At 59.7% G+C, this 16,476-nt stretch carries 12 protein-coding genes, 6 tRNA genes and 3 rRNA genes; 4 read left to right on the plus strand and 17 right to left on the minus strand.

What is annotated here, in order from left to right:
- Window positions 1-9 precede the first annotated feature (9 nt).
- The 17 genes from rplL to AK36_RS12500 form a co-directional block, all read right to left on the minus strand.
- Window positions 10-381, minus strand: coding sequence for a 50S ribosomal protein L7/L12 (rplL, locus tag AK36_RS12415; RefSeq protein ID WP_011882999.1), 372 nt, complete (start codon window positions 379-381; stop codon window positions 10-12).
- 63 nt (window positions 382-444) lie between these two features.
- A complete protein-coding gene (gene rplJ, locus AK36_RS12420; protein WP_014722280.1) occupies window positions 445-942 on the minus strand; it encodes a 50S ribosomal protein L10 in 498 nt (165 codons plus the stop codon).
- A gap of 304 nt (window positions 943-1,246) precedes the next feature.
- Entirely contained in the window at window positions 1,247-1,945 is a 699-nt protein-coding gene (gene rplA / locus AK36_RS12425; RefSeq protein ID WP_011882997.1) for a 50S ribosomal protein L1, read from the minus strand.
- Window positions 1,946-2,377, minus strand: coding sequence for a 50S ribosomal protein L11 (gene rplK / locus AK36_RS12430; protein WP_006753591.1), 432 nt, complete (start codon window positions 2,375-2,377; stop codon window positions 1,946-1,948).
- Between the two features lie 140 nt (window positions 2,378-2,517).
- Window positions 2,518-3,075: a transcription termination/antitermination protein NusG gene (gene nusG / locus AK36_RS12435; RefSeq protein ID WP_006400672.1), complete on the minus strand. Its 558-nt coding sequence runs from the start codon at window positions 3,073-3,075 to the stop codon at window positions 2,518-2,520.
- A gap of 1 nt (window position 3,076) precedes the next feature.
- Complete coding sequence (gene secE, locus AK36_RS12440; RefSeq protein WP_006482892.1) at window positions 3,077-3,457, minus strand: preprotein translocase subunit SecE; 381 nt, start codon at window positions 3,455-3,457, stop codon at window positions 3,077-3,079.
- 42 nt (window positions 3,458-3,499) lie between these two features.
- Window positions 3,500-3,575: transfer RNA gene (locus AK36_RS12445), tRNA-Trp, on the minus strand.
- Window positions 3,576-3,634: 59 nt separating this feature from the next.
- Entirely contained in the window at window positions 3,635-4,825 is a 1,191-nt protein-coding gene (gene tuf / locus AK36_RS12450; RefSeq protein ID WP_011882996.1) for an elongation factor Tu, read from the minus strand.
- A gap of 65 nt (window positions 4,826-4,890) precedes the next feature.
- Window positions 4,891-4,965: transfer RNA gene (locus AK36_RS12455), tRNA-Thr, on the minus strand.
- 24 nt (window positions 4,966-4,989) lie between these two features.
- Window positions 4,990-5,063, minus strand: a tRNA-Gly gene (locus tag AK36_RS12460).
- A 43-nt stretch (window positions 5,064-5,106) separates the two neighbouring features.
- A tRNA-Tyr gene (locus AK36_RS12465) sits at window positions 5,107-5,192 on the minus strand.
- Window positions 5,193-6,455: 1,263 nt separating this feature from the next.
- Window positions 6,456-6,568, minus strand: a 5S ribosomal RNA gene (gene rrf / locus AK36_RS12475).
- Between the two features lie 155 nt (window positions 6,569-6,723).
- Window positions 6,724-9,605 (minus strand): 23S ribosomal RNA (locus AK36_RS12480).
- Window positions 9,606-9,879: 274 nt separating this feature from the next.
- Window positions 9,880-9,955, minus strand: a tRNA-Ala gene (locus AK36_RS12485).
- Window positions 9,956-10,044: 89 nt separating this feature from the next.
- A tRNA-Ile gene (locus AK36_RS12490) sits at window positions 10,045-10,121 on the minus strand.
- Between the two features lie 63 nt (window positions 10,122-10,184).
- Window positions 10,185-11,717: ribosomal RNA gene (locus tag AK36_RS12495) — 16S ribosomal RNA — on the minus strand.
- Together the 16S, 23S and 5S rRNA genes with 2 tRNA genes alongside form the textbook arrangement of a ribosomal RNA operon.
- 556 nt (window positions 11,718-12,273) lie before the next feature.
- Window positions 12,274-13,536, minus strand: a complete 1,263-nt coding sequence (locus AK36_RS12500) for an SGNH/GDSL hydrolase family protein (RefSeq protein WP_045578595.1) — start codon at window positions 13,534-13,536, stop codon at window positions 12,274-12,276.
- Window positions 13,537-13,739: 203 nt separating this feature from the next.
- On the opposite strand from AK36_RS12500, the gene paaA reads away from it, so the two are divergent.
- From paaA to paaD, 4 genes are read left to right on the plus strand one after another with little or no spacing between them, the layout of a single operon-like run.
- Entirely contained in the window at window positions 13,740-14,738 is a 999-nt protein-coding gene (gene paaA, locus AK36_RS12505; RefSeq protein ID WP_011882993.1) for a 1,2-phenylacetyl-CoA epoxidase subunit PaaA, read from the plus strand.
- Between the two features lie 35 nt (window positions 14,739-14,773).
- A complete protein-coding gene (paaB, locus tag AK36_RS12510) occupies window positions 14,774-15,058 on the plus strand; it encodes a 1,2-phenylacetyl-CoA epoxidase subunit PaaB (protein ID WP_006752453.1) in 285 nt (94 codons plus the stop codon).
- Between the two features lie 10 nt (window positions 15,059-15,068).
- Window positions 15,069-15,872 (plus strand): 1,2-phenylacetyl-CoA epoxidase subunit PaaC, encoded by an 804-nt coding sequence (paaC, locus tag AK36_RS12515; RefSeq protein ID WP_045578596.1) that lies wholly within the window; start codon window positions 15,069-15,071, stop codon window positions 15,870-15,872.
- Between the two features lie 34 nt (window positions 15,873-15,906).
- Window positions 15,907-16,476, plus strand: a complete 570-nt coding sequence (paaD, locus tag AK36_RS12520) for a 1,2-phenylacetyl-CoA epoxidase subunit PaaD (protein WP_011882991.1) — start codon at window positions 15,907-15,909, stop codon at window positions 16,474-16,476.

A 16,476-nucleotide genomic window follows, 5' to 3' on the forward strand; every position in this document is an offset into this window, starting at 1 on the left:
CGTCGAAACTTACTTGACTTCGACCTTCGCGCCTGCTTCTTCCAGCTTCTTCTTGGCTTCTTCAGCAGCAGCCTTGTCGACGCCTTCCTTGACAGCCTTCGGTGCGCCGTCAACGACGTCCTTCGCTTCCTTCAGGCCCAGGCCCGTCAGTTCGCGAACTGCCTTGATGACTGCAACCTTGTTGCTGCCTGCTTCAGTCAGGACGACCGTGAATTCGGTCTTCTCTTCCACAGCAGCGGCTGCGCCGCCTGCCGGGCCAGCGACTGCCACTGCAGCTGCCGACACGCCAAACTTCTCTTCGAACGCCTTGACCAGTTCGTTCAGTTCCAGAACGGTCATCCCTTCGACTGCTGCCAGGATGTCTTCTTTTGCGATTGCCATTTGAAATACTCCTAAATTGAATTCGGATACAGCCAGCGATCAATGACGCTGATGCACGTTCGCTTACGCAGCTTCCGCTTGCTTCTTCTCGGCCAGCGCGGCGAGAGCGCGCGCGAAGCCCGAAACAGGCGATTGCATAACGAACAGCAGCTTCGAGAGCAGTTCTTCGCGGCTCGGGATGCTTGCCAGCGCTTGCACGCCAGCCTTGTCCATCACCTTGCCATCGAACGAACCAGCCTTGATGACCAACTTTTCATTGCCCTTGCTGAAGTCGTTGACGACCTTAGCAGCAGCAATGGCATCTTCCGAGATGCCGTAGATCAGGGGACCAGTCATCTGCTCTGCCAGCGGAGCAAACGGCGTACCTTCGACGGCGCGACGCGCCAGCGTGTTCTTCAACACGCGCAGGTAAACCTGTTGCTCACGCGCTTTCGCGCGCAGCTTGGTCAGATCGCCAACCGCAATTCCACGATACTCAGCCAGCACAACGGTCTGGGCCTTCGCGACTTGCGCGGCAACCTCAGCGACGACGGCTTGCTTGTCTTCTCTATTAAGCGGCACGGTTAGCCTCCAGAAACGATACGTTCGGCTTGCCGATAGGGCTACCTCACGTACCTCGTTCAACAACGGCGTCCGACCTCGTTAGGAGTATTTCCACCTCATGCCGTGAATCGCTTCACGACCTGCGGCTTCACCACTGCAAAACTTTTTCGGGTTCGCCATCTGCGTTGGCTTGAATTAAGGGATCGCCTGCCTGCTGCGTCCCACCAACGGTCTTTGATAACCGGTTGTTCGCCTTGCTGCACGAACAACCGCCCAAAGCCCATTTAGGCCGCCTCGCGAACGAGGCGGCCCGAATACTTGCTTACTGCGCTGCCAGCGTAGCCTGGTCGACGCGCACGCCGACGCCCATCGTGCTCGACAGTGCGATCTTGCGCAGGTAGACGCCCTTGCTCGTTGCCGGCTTGGCCTTCTGCAGCGCTTCGATCAGTGCCGACAGGTTCGAACGCAGTGCGGTCGCTTCGAACGACGCACGGCCGATCGTTGCGTGGATGATACCGGCCTTGTCGACGCGGAATTGCACCTGACCTGCCTTTGCGTTCTTCACTGCCGTCGCGACGTCCGGCGTGACCGTGCCGACCTTCGGGTTCGGCATCAGGCCGCGCGGGCCGAGGATCTGACCGAGCGTACCGACGATACGCATCGTGTCCGGCGAAGCGATCACGATGTCGAAGTCCATCTGGCCAGCCTTGATCTGCTCAGCCAGGTCTTCCATACCGACGATTTCGGCGCCTGCTGCGCGAGCCTGCTCGGCCTTTTCGCCTTGCGCGAACACCGCAACGCGAACCGACTTGCCCGTACCTGCCGGCAGAACGACCGAACCACGAACGACCTGGTCCGACTTCTTCGCATCGATGCCGAGCTGAACTGCGACGTCGATCGACTCGTTGAACTTCGCGCTCGCGCATTCCTTCACGAGTGCCAGTGCGTCTTCGATCGCGTACAGCTTCTGACGATCGACCTTCGCTTCGAATGCCTGACGGCGCTTGGAGATCTTAGCCATTTACACGCCCTCCACGGTGATGCCCATCGAGCGTGCGCTACCAGCGATGGTGCGAACGGCTGCGTCCAGATCAGCTGCCGTAAGGTCCGGCATCTTGGTCTTCGCGATTTCTTCGGCTTGAGCGCGCGTGATCGAACCGACCTTGTCGGTGTGCGGCTTGCTCGAGCCCTTGTCCACCTTCGCCGCCTTCTTGATCAGGACGGTCGCCGGCGGCGTCTTCATCACGAACGTGAAGCTCTTGTCAGCGAATGCCGTGATGACCACCGGCACCGGCAGACCCGGCTCCATGCCTTGAGTCTGCGCGTTGAACGCCTTGCAGAACTCCATGATGTTCAGGCCGCGCTGGCCCAGTGCCGGACCGACCGGCGGCGACGGGTTGGCTTTACCTGCAGGGATCTGCAGCTTGATAAAGCCGACAATCTTCTTTGCCATTTGAAAACCTCGTTGGAACGCCAGGCGGCGTTCGGTGAGTGATAACGCGCGTTCGCCGCTGGCTACTGACGCTCCTCAACGGCCATGACGCGGGCCGTAAGCGCGAAGGTGGGCAGCCTGGGCTGCCCACCGAATCGGGATCAAACTTTTTCGACCTGGCCGAACTCGAGCTCGACCGGAGTGGACCGGCCAAAGATCGTGACCGATACACGCACGCGCGACTTCTCGTAGTTGACTTCCTCGACGGTGCCGTTGAAGTCCGTAAACGGGCCTTCCTTGACACGCACCATCTCGCCAACTTCGAACAGGGTCTTCGGACGCGGCTTTTCCACGCCTTCCTGCATCTGCGACATGATCTTTTCGACTTCCTTCGGGGAAATCGGGGTCGGGCGGTTGCGCGCACCGCCGACGAAACCGGTGACCTTCGCGGTGTTCTTCACGAGGTGCCACGTTTCGTCCGTCATTTCCATTTCCACCAGCACGTAGCCGGGGAAAAAACGACGCTCGGTCACTGCCTTGTGACCGCCTTTGACTTCGACCACTTCTTCGGTCGGAACGAGTATCTGACCGAACTTGTCCTGCATGCCGGCACGTTCGATGCGCTCTTGAAGCGCACGCTGCACGCTCTTCTCCATGCCGGAGTAGGCGTGCACGACGTACCAACGCTTTCCGCTCGGGGATGCCGGAGTATCGCTCATATCATTTCCAACCCAGAATCGCCGAGAAAATCACCCATTCGATCGATTTGTCACTCAACCAGAGGAAAATCGCCATCACGAGCACGAAACCGAACACGACGAGTGTGGTTTGCGTTGCTTCCTTGCGGGTGGGCCAAACGACCTTGCGGACTTCCTTGTACGAATCCTTGGCAAAGGCGATGAGGCTCTTGCCAGGTGCGGACATCAGACCGACGGCCACGCCGGCGATGATACCTACCGCCAATGCGGCACCGCGGACATACCACTGCTGGTTGGCCAGCCAGAAGAAGCCCACGAATCCGGCCAAGACCAGCAATACGCCCAGGGCCAGCATCAGCTTATCGCCGGAGGTATTTACAGTTTCGACGGATGGATTCGCCATAACACCTTAAAACAAATGCCACGTGTGACACGTGGCGATTTTTGGCAGGGGCAGAGGGAATCGAACCCCCAACCTTCGGTTTTGGAGACCGACGCTCTGCCAGTTGAGCTATACCCCTAAACCATGTTGGGGCCGGCTGCTGCCAACCCCAAAACTGTCGATCAACGAATAACTGGCTTACTCGATGATCTTGGCGACGACGCCAGCGCCGACGGTACGGCCACCTTCGCGGATTGCGAAGCGCAGACCTTCTTCCATCGCGATCGGCGCAATCAGCTTCACCGTGATCGACACGTTGTCGCCCGGCATCACCATTTCCTTGTCCTTCGGCAGCTCGATCGAGCCCGTCACGTCCGTCGTACGGAAGTAGAACTGCGGACGGTAGTTGTTGAAGAACGGCGTGTGACGGCCGCCTTCGTCCTTGCTCAGCACGTACACTTCAGCCGTGAAGTGCGTGTGCGGCGTGATCGAACCCGGCTTCGCCAGAACCTGGCCGCGCTCCACGTCTTCACGCTTCGTGCCGCGCAGCAGGATACCGACGTTGTCGCCTGCCTGACCCTGGTCCAGCAGCTTGCGGAACATTTCAACGCCCGTGCAGGTCGTCTTCACCGTCGGCTTGATACCGACGATTTCGATTTCCTCGCCGACCTTCACGATGCCGCGCTCGACGCGACCCGTCACCACCGTGCCGCGACCCGAGATCGAGAACACGTCTTCCACCGGCATCAGGAACGCGCCGTCAACCGCACGCTCCGGCGTCGGGATGTACGTGTCCAGTGCGTCTGCCAGGTTCATGATCGCCACTTCGCCCAGCTCGCCCGTGTCGCCTTCCAGCGCCAGCTTGGCCGAACCCTTCACGATCGGCGTGTCGTCGCCCGGGAAGTCGTACTTCGACAGGAGTTCGCGAACTTCCATCTCGACCAGCTCGAGCAGTTCAGCGTCGTCCACCATGTCGCACTTGTTCAGGAACACGATGATGTACGGAACGCCAACCTGACGTGCCAGCAGGATGTGCTCGCGCGTTTGCGGCATCGGGCCGTCTGCTGCCGAGCAAACCAGGATCGCGCCGTCCATCTGCGCTGCGCCCGTGATCATGTTCTTCACGTAGTCGGCGTGGCCCGGGCAGTCGACGTGTGCGTAGTGGCGGTTCGCCGTTTCGTACTCGACGTGTGCCGTGTTGATCGTGATGCCGCGCGCCTTTTCTTCCGGTGCCGCGTCGATCTGGTCGTAGGCCTTCGCTTCGCCGCCGAACTTCTTCGTCAGCACCGTCGTGATCGCTGCCGTCAGCGTCGTCTTGCCGTGGTCAACGTGACCGATCGTACCAACGTTGACGTGCGGCTTGGTCCGCTCAAACTTTTCCTTGGCCATTTTCAACTCCCGAAAGGAATTTCACATGTTGCGCCGCGCGCAAACAGACACTGACTTTTTACTGCTGGTGCCCATGGGCAGGATCGAACTGCCGACCTCTCCCTTACCAAGGGAGTGCTCTACCACTGAGCCACATGGGCATGTAACGCTTCAACTTCGCGGACTGGAGCGGGTGAAGGGAATCGAACCCTCGTCGTAAGCTTGGAAGGCTTCTGCTCTACCATTGAGCTACACCCGCACGGGCCACTAACGATTCCCTACCGCTCTCTGCGCTGATGTTCTGGTGGAGGAGGTTGGATTCGAACCAACGTAGGCGTAAGCCAACAGATTTACAGTCTGCCCCCTTTAGCCACTCGGGCACCCCTCCGTAGAGAACTGACGATTATGGGGGTGCATCACACTCTTGTCAAGCACATCCGGAAGATTATTTTCATTTTCTTCCAAGGCACCAGACCGACACACCCGACACCCGCACTCGCCCGGCTAAAGGCAAGCTCGAGAGGATCGCCATCGGCGTCCACATCTTCGTCAGACCCCGTCTTCAGCAGCGATTTGCATCTTTGCTGAAAACGAAAGACCGCCATCATACGACCTCCTGCCCGGAATGCCAAGCAGGTAGACGAAAAAATTTCGCAATTTCCATGCCGGGCAATTGGAACGGCGTCGGTTGGAATGTTTGGCGGCGGTTCGGATGTCGTGGAGACGGGCTCGACATAATGCTCTTCGTTGTGCTGGAGCTGGGATCGCAGATCCGCTGTTGCTCGCGCACGCTACGAAGCGCGTGATCTCCGCACGACGGCGGACGCGCTCTTCGTCGGCGATGGCTGGGGCGCGTTATAAGCAGCCCCCCAGTGCCCGTGCAGCCATAGTTGGCTGTATGGCGACCGTTAGGACGGTCGCCATACGCCGATCGAGCTGAAAATGCCTCCGGCTAGGCCACTCCCGGTCGGCGCAATCGAGTAATAGCAGGCGCCCAAGGCACAAAACATCGGCAGCACAACTTCGCCCCGACCTACACGTGCCCACCGTGCACGCTCTTACGCGCCACCCTGGCCGCCCTCAAGTGACGATGTCGTGGACACGCCACCGGGCCGCCCATGCTGCACGGACTGAGACCACCAGGTCGCGGCCGGCCAAGCCCTAAATCTTGACGGAACGGACCGCAGCTGCGGCTCGTCGCCGGAGGGAGATATCGGAAATCGGCCGCAGTTCATTGCAGTACGCGTCCGGATATCGCGGGGTGTGGTGCACCATCGCTGGAAGCGATAGATGTCCAGCGGGCCGATAACCCGTTCGATTTCCGAGGAGCTACCGACCGCCCGAGGGACGCACTCAAGCGGCACCATGCTCTGGCGGGCAGCACAAGATTAACCCGCAGTTCGGACTGCCGAAGTGACTATAGGGAGCAGGTACCCGGGAGGGTGTACTGCTTAGCGCTGTGCCTACAGGCATCCGTTCTCGGCCTGTCGATGCGTCGTCCGCTGGGGCGGCTGATCGATATATGTAGGCAGGGGACCTCGGGCGACACGCTGGCAGCAGAGCTTACTACCAAGTCACGAAGGCATAAGACTTTTCCGTCGCGCCAATGCAAAAACCCCCGCCTTTCGGGCGGGGGTTCTTGGCTTAGGGAGCCTGACGATTACCTACTTTCACACGGGAATCCGCACTATCATCGGCGTAGAGTCGTTTCACGGTCCTGTTCGGGATGGGAAGGGGTGGGACCGACTCGCTATGGTCATCAGGCAAAGAGGGTTGTTCTGCTGGCATGGCCAACAGAACCAATCTTGGAAGAAGCAGTAATCTTGAGTTGTGTGTATCACACACGAGAATCCAACATGTCGCTCTGGATCGCGGCCAGTGCTTTCGCACGGCGCCGATCTACAAGGCAGACTTGTTATAGGATCAAGCCTTACGGGCAATTAGTATCAGTTAGCTGAACGCATTACTGCGCTTACACACCTGACCTATCAACGTCCTGGTCTCGAACGACCCTTCAAGGGGATCTAGTCCCCAGGGATATCTCATCTTAAGGCGAGTTTCCCGCTTAGATGCTTTCAGCGGTTATCTCTTCCGAACATAGCTACCCGGCGATGCCACTGGCGTGACAACCGGTACACCAGAGGTTCGTCCACTCCGGTCCTCTCGTACTAGGAGCAGCCCCCTTCAAATATCCAACGCCCACGGCAGATAGGGACCAAACTGTCTCACGACGTTTTAAACCCAGCTCACGTACCTCTTTAAATGGCGAACAGCCATACCCTTGGGACCGGCTACAGCCCCAGGATGAGATGAGCCGACATCGAGGTGCCAAACACCGCCGTCGATATGAACTCTTGGGCGGTATCAGCCTGTTATCCCCAGAGTACCTTTTATCCGTTGAGCGATGGCCCTTCCATACAGAACCACCGGATCACTATGACCTGCTTTCGCACCTGCTCGACTTGTCGGTCTCGCAGTTAAGCACGCTTATGCCATTGCACTATCAGCACGATTTCCGACCGTACCTAGCGTACCTTCGTACTCCTCCGTTACGCTTTGGGAGGAGACCGCCCCAGTCAAACTGCCTACCATGCACTGTCCCCGACCCGGATCACGGGCCAAGGTTAGAACCTCAAACAAACCAGGGTGGTATTTCAAGGACGGCTCCACCGAAACTAGCGTTCCGGTTTCATAGCCTCCCACCTATCCTACACAGATCGGTTCAAAGTCCAATGCAAAGCTACAGTAAAGGTTCATGGGGTCTTTCCGTCTAGCCGCGGGTAGATTGCATCATCACAAACACTTCAACTTCGCTGAGTCTCGGGAGGAGACAGTGTGGCCATCGTTACGCCATTCGTGCAGGTCGGAACTTACCCGACAAGGAATTTCGCTACCTTAGGACCGTTATAGTTACGGCCGCCGTTTACCGGGACTTCAATCAAGAGCTTGCACCCCATCATTTAATCTTCCGGCACCGGGCAGGCGTCACACCCTATACGTCCACTTTCGTGTTTGCAGAGTGCTGTGTTTTTATTAAACAGTCGCAGCCACCAGTTTATTGCAACCCCTTCACCCTCCTGGCGCAGGCCAGTCAAGCTACAAGGGCGTACCTTATCCCGAAGTTACGGTACCAATTTGCCGAGTTCCTTCTCCCGAGTTCTCTCAAGCGCCTTAGAATACTCATCTCGCCCACCTGTGTCGGTTTGCGGTACGGTCATCGTTAGACTGAAGCTTAGAGGCTTTTCTTGGAACCACTTCCAATTGCTTCGCTCCCGAAGGAGCTCGCGCCACACCCTTGAATTACGCACCCGGATTTGCCTAAGTGCCTTCTCCAATGCAGCGACCGGGACTTCCAACACCCGGACAACCTTCCGCGATCCGTCCCCCCATCGCATCTAACAATGGTGCAGGAATATTGACCTGCTTCCCATCAGCTACGCATTTCTGCCTCGCCTTAGGGGCCGACTCACCCTACGCCGATGAACGTTGCGTAGGAAACCTTGGGCTTACGGCGAGGGGGCCTTTCACCCCCTTTATCGCTACTCATGTCAGCATTCGCACTTCCGATACCTCCAGCACCCTTTACAAGGCACCTTCGCAGGCTTACGGAACGCTCTCCTACCATGCGAGCAAAGCTCGCATCCGCAGCTTCGGTATATAGCTTAGCCCCGTTACATCTTCCGCGCAGGACGACTCGATCAGTGAGCTATTACGCTTTCTTTAAAGGGTGGCTGCTTCTAAGCCAACCTCCTGACTGTTTTAGCCTTCCCACTTCGTTTCCCACTTAGCTATATTTGGGGACCTTAGCTGGCGGTCTGGGTTGTTTCCCTCTTGACACCGGACGTTAGCACCCGATGTCTGTCTCCCGTGATTGCACTCTTCGGTATTCGGAGTTTGCTATGGCGGGGTAATCTGCAATAGACCCCCCAACCATGACAGTGCTCTACCCCCGAAGGTGAGACACGAGGCACTACCTAAATAGTTTTCGGAGAGAACCAGCTATTTCCAGGTTTGTTTAGCCTTTCACCCCTATCCACAGCTCATCCCCTAACTTTTCAACGTTAGTGGGTTCGGACCTCCAGTACGTGTTACCGCACCTTCATCCTGGCCATGGATAGATCACCTGGTTTCGGGTCTACGCCCAGCAACTGAACGCCCTATTCGGACTCGCTTTCGCTACGCCTGCCCTATACGGTTAAGCTTGCTACTGAACGTAAGTCGCTGACCCATTATACAAAAGGTACGCCGTCACCCCTTACGAGGCTCCGACTGTTTGTATGCATGCGGTTTCAGGATCTATTTCACTCCCCTCCCGGGGTTCTTTTCGCCTTTCCCTCACGGTACTGGTTCACTATCGGTCGATCACGAGTATTTAGCCTTGGAGGATGGTCCCCCCATCTTCAGACAGGATTTCACGTGTCCCGCCCTACTTGTCGCACACCTAGTTCTTTCATACTGTTTTCGCCTACAGGGCTATCACCTGCTATGGCCGCACTTTCCAGAGCGTTCGGCTAACAATACAAATAAAGAGTGCAAGGCTCATCCCATTTCGCTCGCCACTACTTTGGGAATCTCGGTTGATTTCTTTTCCTGCGGTTACTTAGATGTTTCAGTTCACCGCGTTCGCTTCTCTGGACCTATGTATTTAGTCCAGGATGACCCAAAAGGGCCGGGTTTCCCCATTCGGACATCTACGGATCAAAGCTCGTTTGCCAGCTCCCCGTAGCTTTTCGCAGGCTACCGCGTCCTTCATCGCCTGTGATCGCCAAGGCATCCACCACATGCACTTGTTCGCTTGACCCTATAACGAGTCTGTCTCGTTACAGGTTGAGTTCTCGCGTTGTGCCGTATTCCAATTGAGCCGAACATGAAGTTCGAATCATCTTGAGATACATCGATACAATCACAACCCGGATAGTTTTCACGTCCATCTCAAGACGCTTCCGCTATCCAAATTACTTACTTCTTCCAGATTGTTAAAGAACGACAGCCGATATGGTGTTACTCATATCACTCTGACTGGCTCAATCGCCAATGGCAAAAGCTCGACGCGTCGAACGCTTGTCATTGAGGATTGGTGGAGGCAGACGGGATCGAACCGACGACCCCCTGCTTGCAAAGCAGGTGCTCTCCCAGCTGAGCTATGCCCCCATGAGTACAGATGCCTCAGGTATTTCAGCCGGTCGGCTTGGGGTACTCGTAAGCGCTAAAGCGCTAACGATCACCGACACGTCAGACAATGGTGGGTCTGGTTGGATTCGAACCAACGACCCCCGCCTTATCAAGACGGTGCTCTAACCGACTGAGCTACAGACCCCTGAGTCTGTCTTTAAATTTACAGCCGATAAGCGTGAGCGCTCAATTTTGCGAGAAGCTCTGGAAAGGAGGTGATCCAGCCGCACCTTCCGATACGGCTACCTTGTTACGACTTCACCCCAGTCATGAATCCTACCGTGGTGACCGTCCTCCTTGCGGTTAGACTAGCCACTTCTGGTAAAACCCACTCCCATGGTGTGACGGGCGGTGTGTACAAGACCCGGGAACGTATTCACCGCGGCATGCTGATCCGCGATTACTAGCGATTCCAGCTTCATGCACTCGAGTTGCAGAGTGCAATCCGGACTACGATCGGTTTTCTGGGATTAGCTCCCCCTCGCGGGTTGGCAACCCTCTGTTCCGACCATTGTATGACGTGTGAAGCCCTACCCATAAGGGCCATGAGGACTTGACGTCATCCCCACCTTCCTCCGGTTTGTCACCGGCAGTCTCCTTAGAGTGCTCTTGCGTAGCAACTAAGGACAAGGGTTGCGCTCGTTGCGGGACTTAACCCAACATCTCACGACACGAGCTGACGACAGCCATGCAGCACCTGTGCGCCGGTTCTCTTTCGAGCACTCCCGAATCTCTTCAGGATTCCGACCATGTCAAGGGTAGGTAAGGTTTTTCGCGTTGCATCGAATTAATCCACATCATCCACCGCTTGTGCGGGTCCCCGTCAATTCCTTTGAGTTTTAATCTTGCGACCGTACTCCCCAGGCGGTCAACTTCACGCGTTAGCTACGTTACTAAGGAAATGAATCCCCAACAACTAGTTGACATCGTTTAGGGCGTGGACTACCAGGGTATCTAATCCTGTTTGCTCCCCACGCTTTCGTGCATGAGCGTCAGTATTGGCCCAGGGGGCTGCCTTCGCCATCGGTATTCCTCCACATCTCTACGCATTTCACTGCTACACGTGGAATTCTACCCCCCTCTGCCATACTCTAGCCTGCCAGTCACCAATGCAGTTCCCAGGTTGAGCCCGGGGATTTCACATCGGTCTTAGCAAACCGCCTGCGCACGCTTTACGCCCAGTAATTCCGATTAACGCTTGCACCCTACGTATTACCGCGGCTGCTGGCACGTAGTTAGCCGGTGCTTATTCTTCCGGTACCGTCATCCCCCGACTGTATTAGAGCCAAGGATTTCTTTCCGGACAAAAGTGCTTTACAACCCGAAGGCCTTCTTCACACACGCGGCATTGCTGGATCAGGCTTTCGCCCATTGTCCAAAATTCCCCACTGCTGCCTCCCGTAGGAGTCTGGGCCGTGTCTCAGTCCCAGTGTGGCTGGTCGTCCTCTCAGACCAGCTACTGATCGTCGCCTTGGTAGGCCTTTACCCCACCAACTAGCTAATCAGCCATCGGCCAACCCTATAGCGCGAGGCCCGAAGGTCCCCCGCTTTCATCCATAGATCGTATGCGGTATTAATCCGGCTTTCGCCGGGCTATCCCCCACTACAGGACATGTTCCGATGTATTACTCACCCGTTCGCCACTCGCCACCAGGTGCAAGCACCCGTGCTGCCGTTCGACTTGCATGTGTAAGGCATGCCGCCAGCGTTCAATCTGAGCCAGGATCAAACTCTTCAGTTTAAACCTGTTACTGTTTTCGGTTCCGTTAAGAACCGGTCGCTCACTCAAAGCTGACAGGTATATGAATCTCTTCATAAACCTGACTTACTTTAGTGTGAGACTCTTGATACTTTCGCTTTCTGACCCGAAGATCAGCTCGCTTCCATCAAGCGCCCACACTTATCGGCTGTTAATTTTTAAAGAGCATTTCTGCGAGGAACTTCGCGTTCCTCAGCAGCGCTGCGTTTTCAGCAGCAGAGAAGCGAGATTATGAACCGTCTTTCTTCACTCGTCAACAACTTTTTGAACTGCTTCGTTGTGACGGTGAGGGGTTCAGCTTCGTGTGCGTTCGGGTCGTTACAACCGCCCCAACCGCACCGCTTCCCTTCTTCTCCCGCGCCGCGTTTCCGGTAGCGCGAAAGAGGCGTGATTCTATGCACCCGCCTCTCGCAATGCAACCCCTTTGTGAAAATATTTTGAAAAAGCCCCGCACGCTGCCGCGTGCGGGGCTCAGGTTAGACCGGCAATACCTCGGCGCCGCGTCGTTTTCTATATAGATAGAGTAGGTGCAGGCAACTCAGTTACCGGCCACCGCCGCCCGCAATTGCTCCAACGGCACGGCGTCGGCCATCGCCGTGTAGCCGGCGTCGCTCGGATGAATCCCGTCGCCGCTGTCATAGCGGCGCTGCAGCACGCTCGGGCGCGCCGGGTCGCGCAACGCCGCATCGAAGTCCACCACTCCGTCGAACCCGCCGCCGCTGCGGATCCACCGGTTCACCTCCAGCCGGGTCGCCTCGCGCGCCGCGGGCAGCGCGGCCGGCGTCAGCGTCGCGCCGAAAACCTTCACGCCCCGGCGATGCGCGGCGTCGATCAACCGCCGATATCCGTCGATCAACGACGCGGCCGTAACCTGAGTGTGCGGGCTGTCGCAGTCGAGCCCCGCACGCGCCGGCATCGCCGCGAAGTTGATGTCGTTGATGCCGATCAGCACGATCGCTGCCTTCACGCCCGAGCGCGACAGCGCATCGCGCTCGTACCGTGCCGCCAGCGACGTGCCGTAGCACGCGGAATCGCTCAGCAACCGGTTGCCGCTGATGCCGAGATTCACGACGCCGACCGAATCCGAGCCCGCAGCCGCCAGCCTGCGCGCGAGCGCATCCGGCCAGCGGTGGTTGCGGTTCAGGCTCGAGCGCAGCCCGTCGGTAATCGAATCGCCGATCGCCGCGACGCTGGCCCGTGCGGAGCCGTCCTCGACGGCCAGTTCCGTCACCCACGCGTACTGCGTGAAGCGGGTTCGGAACGCGCGAGCGTCGGCGTCGGTTACGTAGTCGCCGGGCGACGACACGTAGTTGACCTGGTTCGACACCCGGTGCCACACCGTCATCCGCTGGCGCGCGCCCATCTGCAAACTGATCGCATACGGTCGCCCGGACGTCACGTCGATAGTCACCGGATCGCTTTCGAGTTCCTGGCCCGGCGCGAGCGTCACCGCCGCCCGTCCGCCGAAGCGCACCGCGGCTGCACCACCCGCAAGCGCCGCACCGTCGCCCGCCGGCGCCAGGCTCGCCGCGTCGATCTGGAGCGGCGCATGCCCGTACGCGTTGCTCACGCGGATTCGCGCGGCCCGCCCCGATACCGTCGGGTAGACGATCTGCCGGACCGTACGACCGGCCACGTCCGGCGCGCGGTAGAGCGGCGGCGGCGCAGCGAGGTCGGGGATCGGCTGCAACGCGGTCGCCCACGCGGCAACCCATCCGCCCGGTGCGGCGGACGCCGCAACCGGCGACAGGAATACGGACGCGCCCACCAGCGCCGCGACGAAACCACTTCGAAATGACATCGGCGAAATCCTCTTCGGAAAGCGGGAATTGTGCCGCAGAACCGGCTCCCGTCACGCAGCGCACCATAAATCGGACGCAATCCCCTCTCGCCGCGACACCTGTCGTTTACCCGCATCTCGCCGTGAATCCATGCAAAATATATTAACCGACCGGTCGGTTGGTTTATACTTTGCGCACAATCAACCGGACGAGAATCTCCGCCATGTACACGCAATCCCTCGACATCCCCGGCAACGTCGCGCCGCTCGACGCCGCAGCCGAGTCACCCGAGCAAGCGCGGTTCGACGCGGTCATGGCCGCGGACGGCAAGGTCGAACCGCAGGACTGGATGCCCGACGCCTATCGCAAGACGCTGATCCGGCAAATCTCGCAGCATGCGCACTCGGAAGTCGTCGGCATGCTGCCGGAAGGCAACTGGATCTCGCGCGCGCCGAGCCTGAAGCGCAAGGCGATCCTGCTCGCGAAAGTACAGGACGAAGCCGGCCACGGCCTTTATCTATATAGCGCGGTCGAAACGCTCGGCGTGTCGCGCGAATCGCTGATCGACGCGCTGCACGCCGGCAAGGCGAAATATTCGAGCATCTTCAACTACCCGACGCCGACCTGGGCCGACGTCGGCGTGATCGGCTGGCTCGTCGACGGCGCCGCGATCATGAACCAGATTCCGCTGTGCCGCTGCACCTACGGCCCGTATGCGCGCGCCATGATCCGCGTGTGCAAGGAGGAATCGTTCCATCAGCGGCAGGGCTTCGATGCCCTGCTGTCGATGATGAAGGGCACCGACGCGCAGCGCGCGATGGTTCAGCAGGCGGTGGACCGCTGGTGGTGGCCGGTGCTGATGATGTTCGGCCCGAGCGATGCCGATTCGGTCCACAGCAACCAGTCCGCGAAGTGGGGCATCAAGCGGATCTCGAACGACGACCTGCGGCAGAAGTTCGTCGACGCGACCGTCGAGCAGGCCAAGGTGCTCGGCGTCACGCTGCCCGACCCCGACCTCAAGTGGAACGACGCGCGCGGCCACTACGACTACGGCGCGATCGACTGGGATGAATTCTGGCGCGTCGTCAACGGCGACGGCCCGTGCAACAAGGAACGCCTCGCGACCCGCGTGAAGGCGCACGCGGACGGCGCATGGGTGCGCGAAGCCGCGCTCGCGCACGAAGCGAAGCGCCGCGCCCGCGCCGAACAGCACGCCGCCTGAGCGGCACCATCGAATACAGGATTCAGGAGAGAGTGATGAACAAGGAATGGCCGATCTGGGAAGTGTTCGTGCGCAGCAAGCAGGGGCTCGACCACAAGCATTGCGGCAGCCTGCACGCGGCAGACGCGTCGATGGCGCTGCGCATGGCGCGCGACGTCTACACGCGCCGCCAGGAAGGCGTGAGCATCTGGGTGGTGCCGTCGTCGGCCATCACCGCGTCGGATCCGGCCGAAAAGGCCGAGCTGTTCGAACCGGCGGGCGACAAGATCTACCGCCATCCGACGTTCTACACGCTGCCCGACGAAGTCAACCACATGTAACGCCCGCGCCATGACGATCACGCCCGAACACCTCTCCTACGTGCTGCGCCTCGCGGACAATGCGCTGATCCTCGGTCAGCGCAACGCCGAATGGTGCGGCCACGGCCCGATCCTCGAGGAAGACATCGCGCTCACCAACATGAGTCTCGACCTGATCGGCCAGGCCCGCATGCTGTACACGCACGCAGCCGAGCTCGAGTGCCAGCTCAACGGCGCGGCGAAGACGGAGGACGATTACGCGTACTTCCGCACCGAACGCGAGTTCGCGAACTTCACGCTCGTCGAGCTGCCGCACTACGGCCCGCTCGCCGGCACCGCGCACGCCGACAAGGACTACGCGGTGACGATCGTGCGCAACTTCCTCTACACGACGCTGATGCTGCACGTGTGGACCGCGCTCGAAACCTCGACGGACGCGCAACTCGCGGCGATCGCCGCGAAATCGGTGAAGGAGACGCGCTATCACGTGCAGCACGCGCGCGAATGGCTGGTGCGCCTCGGCGACGGCACCGACGAATCGCATCGCCGCGCCCAGGCCGCGCTCGACTATCTGCTGCCGTACACGCGCGAGTTCTTCGTCGCGGACGCGATCGACGCCGCCGCCGTCGCCCAGGGCCTCGGCCCGGCCGCGGCCGCGCTCGAGACCGCGTGGCGCGCGGACGTGGACGATACGCTCGCCGAAGCGACGCTCGTGCCGCCCGCGCCCGTGCAGCACGTGACGACCGGCAAGCACGGCGAGCACTCGGAGCACATGGGCTACCTGCTCGCCGAAATGCAGAGCCTCGCGCGCCAGCATCCCGGCGCGAGCTGGTAAGCGGCCGCCGCGACCCACCGAACGGAGCCCGACGATGTCCGCCCAGACTGCCGCCCCCGCCCATGCCGACGCCGCGCCCGCCGCGCAGCGCGACGATCCGTTGCTCGCACGCGCGTGGGACGTGCTCGAGGCCGTGCCCGATCCCGAAATCCCGGTCGTATCGATTCGCGAGCTCGGCATCCTGCGCGACGTCCGCCGCGCGCACGATGGCCTGCTCGAGGTCGTGATCACGCCGACCTACTCGGGCTGCCCGGCGATGTCGCAAATCGCCGAGGACATCGCGGCCGCGCTGCAGGCGGCCGGCCTGCCGCCGCACCGGATCGAGACGGTGCTCGCGCCCGCCTGGACGACCGACTGGATCACGCAGGAAGCGCGCGACAAGCTGCGCGCGTACGGCATTGCGCCGCCCGTCGGCCAGTGCGGCAGCGCCGCGCCGCGCGAGCAGGTCGTGCGCTTCGTGCCGCGTCCCGTCGCAGCGCCCGTGTGCCCGCGCTGCGGCTCCGCGCGCACCGAACGACTCGCGCAATTTGCGTCCACGGCCTGCAAGGCGCTGTATCGCTGCGTCGACTGCCGCGAACCCTTCGACTACTTCAAACCTTACTGA

Origin of the sequence: Burkholderia vietnamiensis LMG 10929 (assembly GCF_000959445.1) — a bacterium.
In the GTDB taxonomy this organism is placed as follows: domain Bacteria; phylum Pseudomonadota; class Gammaproteobacteria; order Burkholderiales; family Burkholderiaceae; genus Burkholderia; species Burkholderia vietnamiensis.

Coding starts and splice junctions, on each gene's coding strand:
- rplL (WP_011882999.1), bottom strand. CDS start 381: ATGGCAATCGCAAAAGAAGACATCCTGGCAGCAGTCGAAGGGATGACC.
- paaA (WP_011882993.1), top strand. CDS start 13,740: ATGTACACGCAATCCCTCGACATCCCCGGCAACGTCGCGCCGCTCGAC.
- rplA (WP_011882997.1), bottom strand. CDS start 1,945: ATGGCTAAGATCTCCAAGCGCCGTCAGGCATTCGAAGCGAAGGTCGAT.
- paaB (WP_006752453.1), top strand. CDS start 14,774: ATGAACAAGGAATGGCCGATCTGGGAAGTGTTCGTGCGCAGCAAGCAG.
- AK36_RS12500 (WP_045578595.1), bottom strand. CDS start 13,536: ATGTCATTTCGAAGTGGTTTCGTCGCGGCGCTGGTGGGCGCGTCCGTA.
- tuf (WP_011882996.1), bottom strand. CDS start 4,825: ATGGCCAAGGAAAAGTTTGAGCGGACCAAGCCGCACGTCAACGTTGGT.
- rplK (WP_006753591.1), bottom strand. CDS start 2,377: ATGGCAAAGAAGATTGTCGGCTTTATCAAGCTGCAGATCCCTGCAGGT.
- nusG (WP_006400672.1), bottom strand. CDS start 3,075: ATGAGCGATACTCCGGCATCCCCGAGCGGAAAGCGTTGGTACGTCGTG.
- secE (WP_006482892.1), bottom strand. CDS start 3,457: ATGGCGAATCCATCCGTCGAAACTGTAAATACCTCCGGCGATAAGCTG.
- paaD (WP_011882991.1), top strand. CDS start 15,907: ATGTCCGCCCAGACTGCCGCCCCCGCCCATGCCGACGCCGCGCCCGCC.
- paaC (WP_045578596.1), top strand. CDS start 15,069: ATGACGATCACGCCCGAACACCTCTCCTACGTGCTGCGCCTCGCGGAC.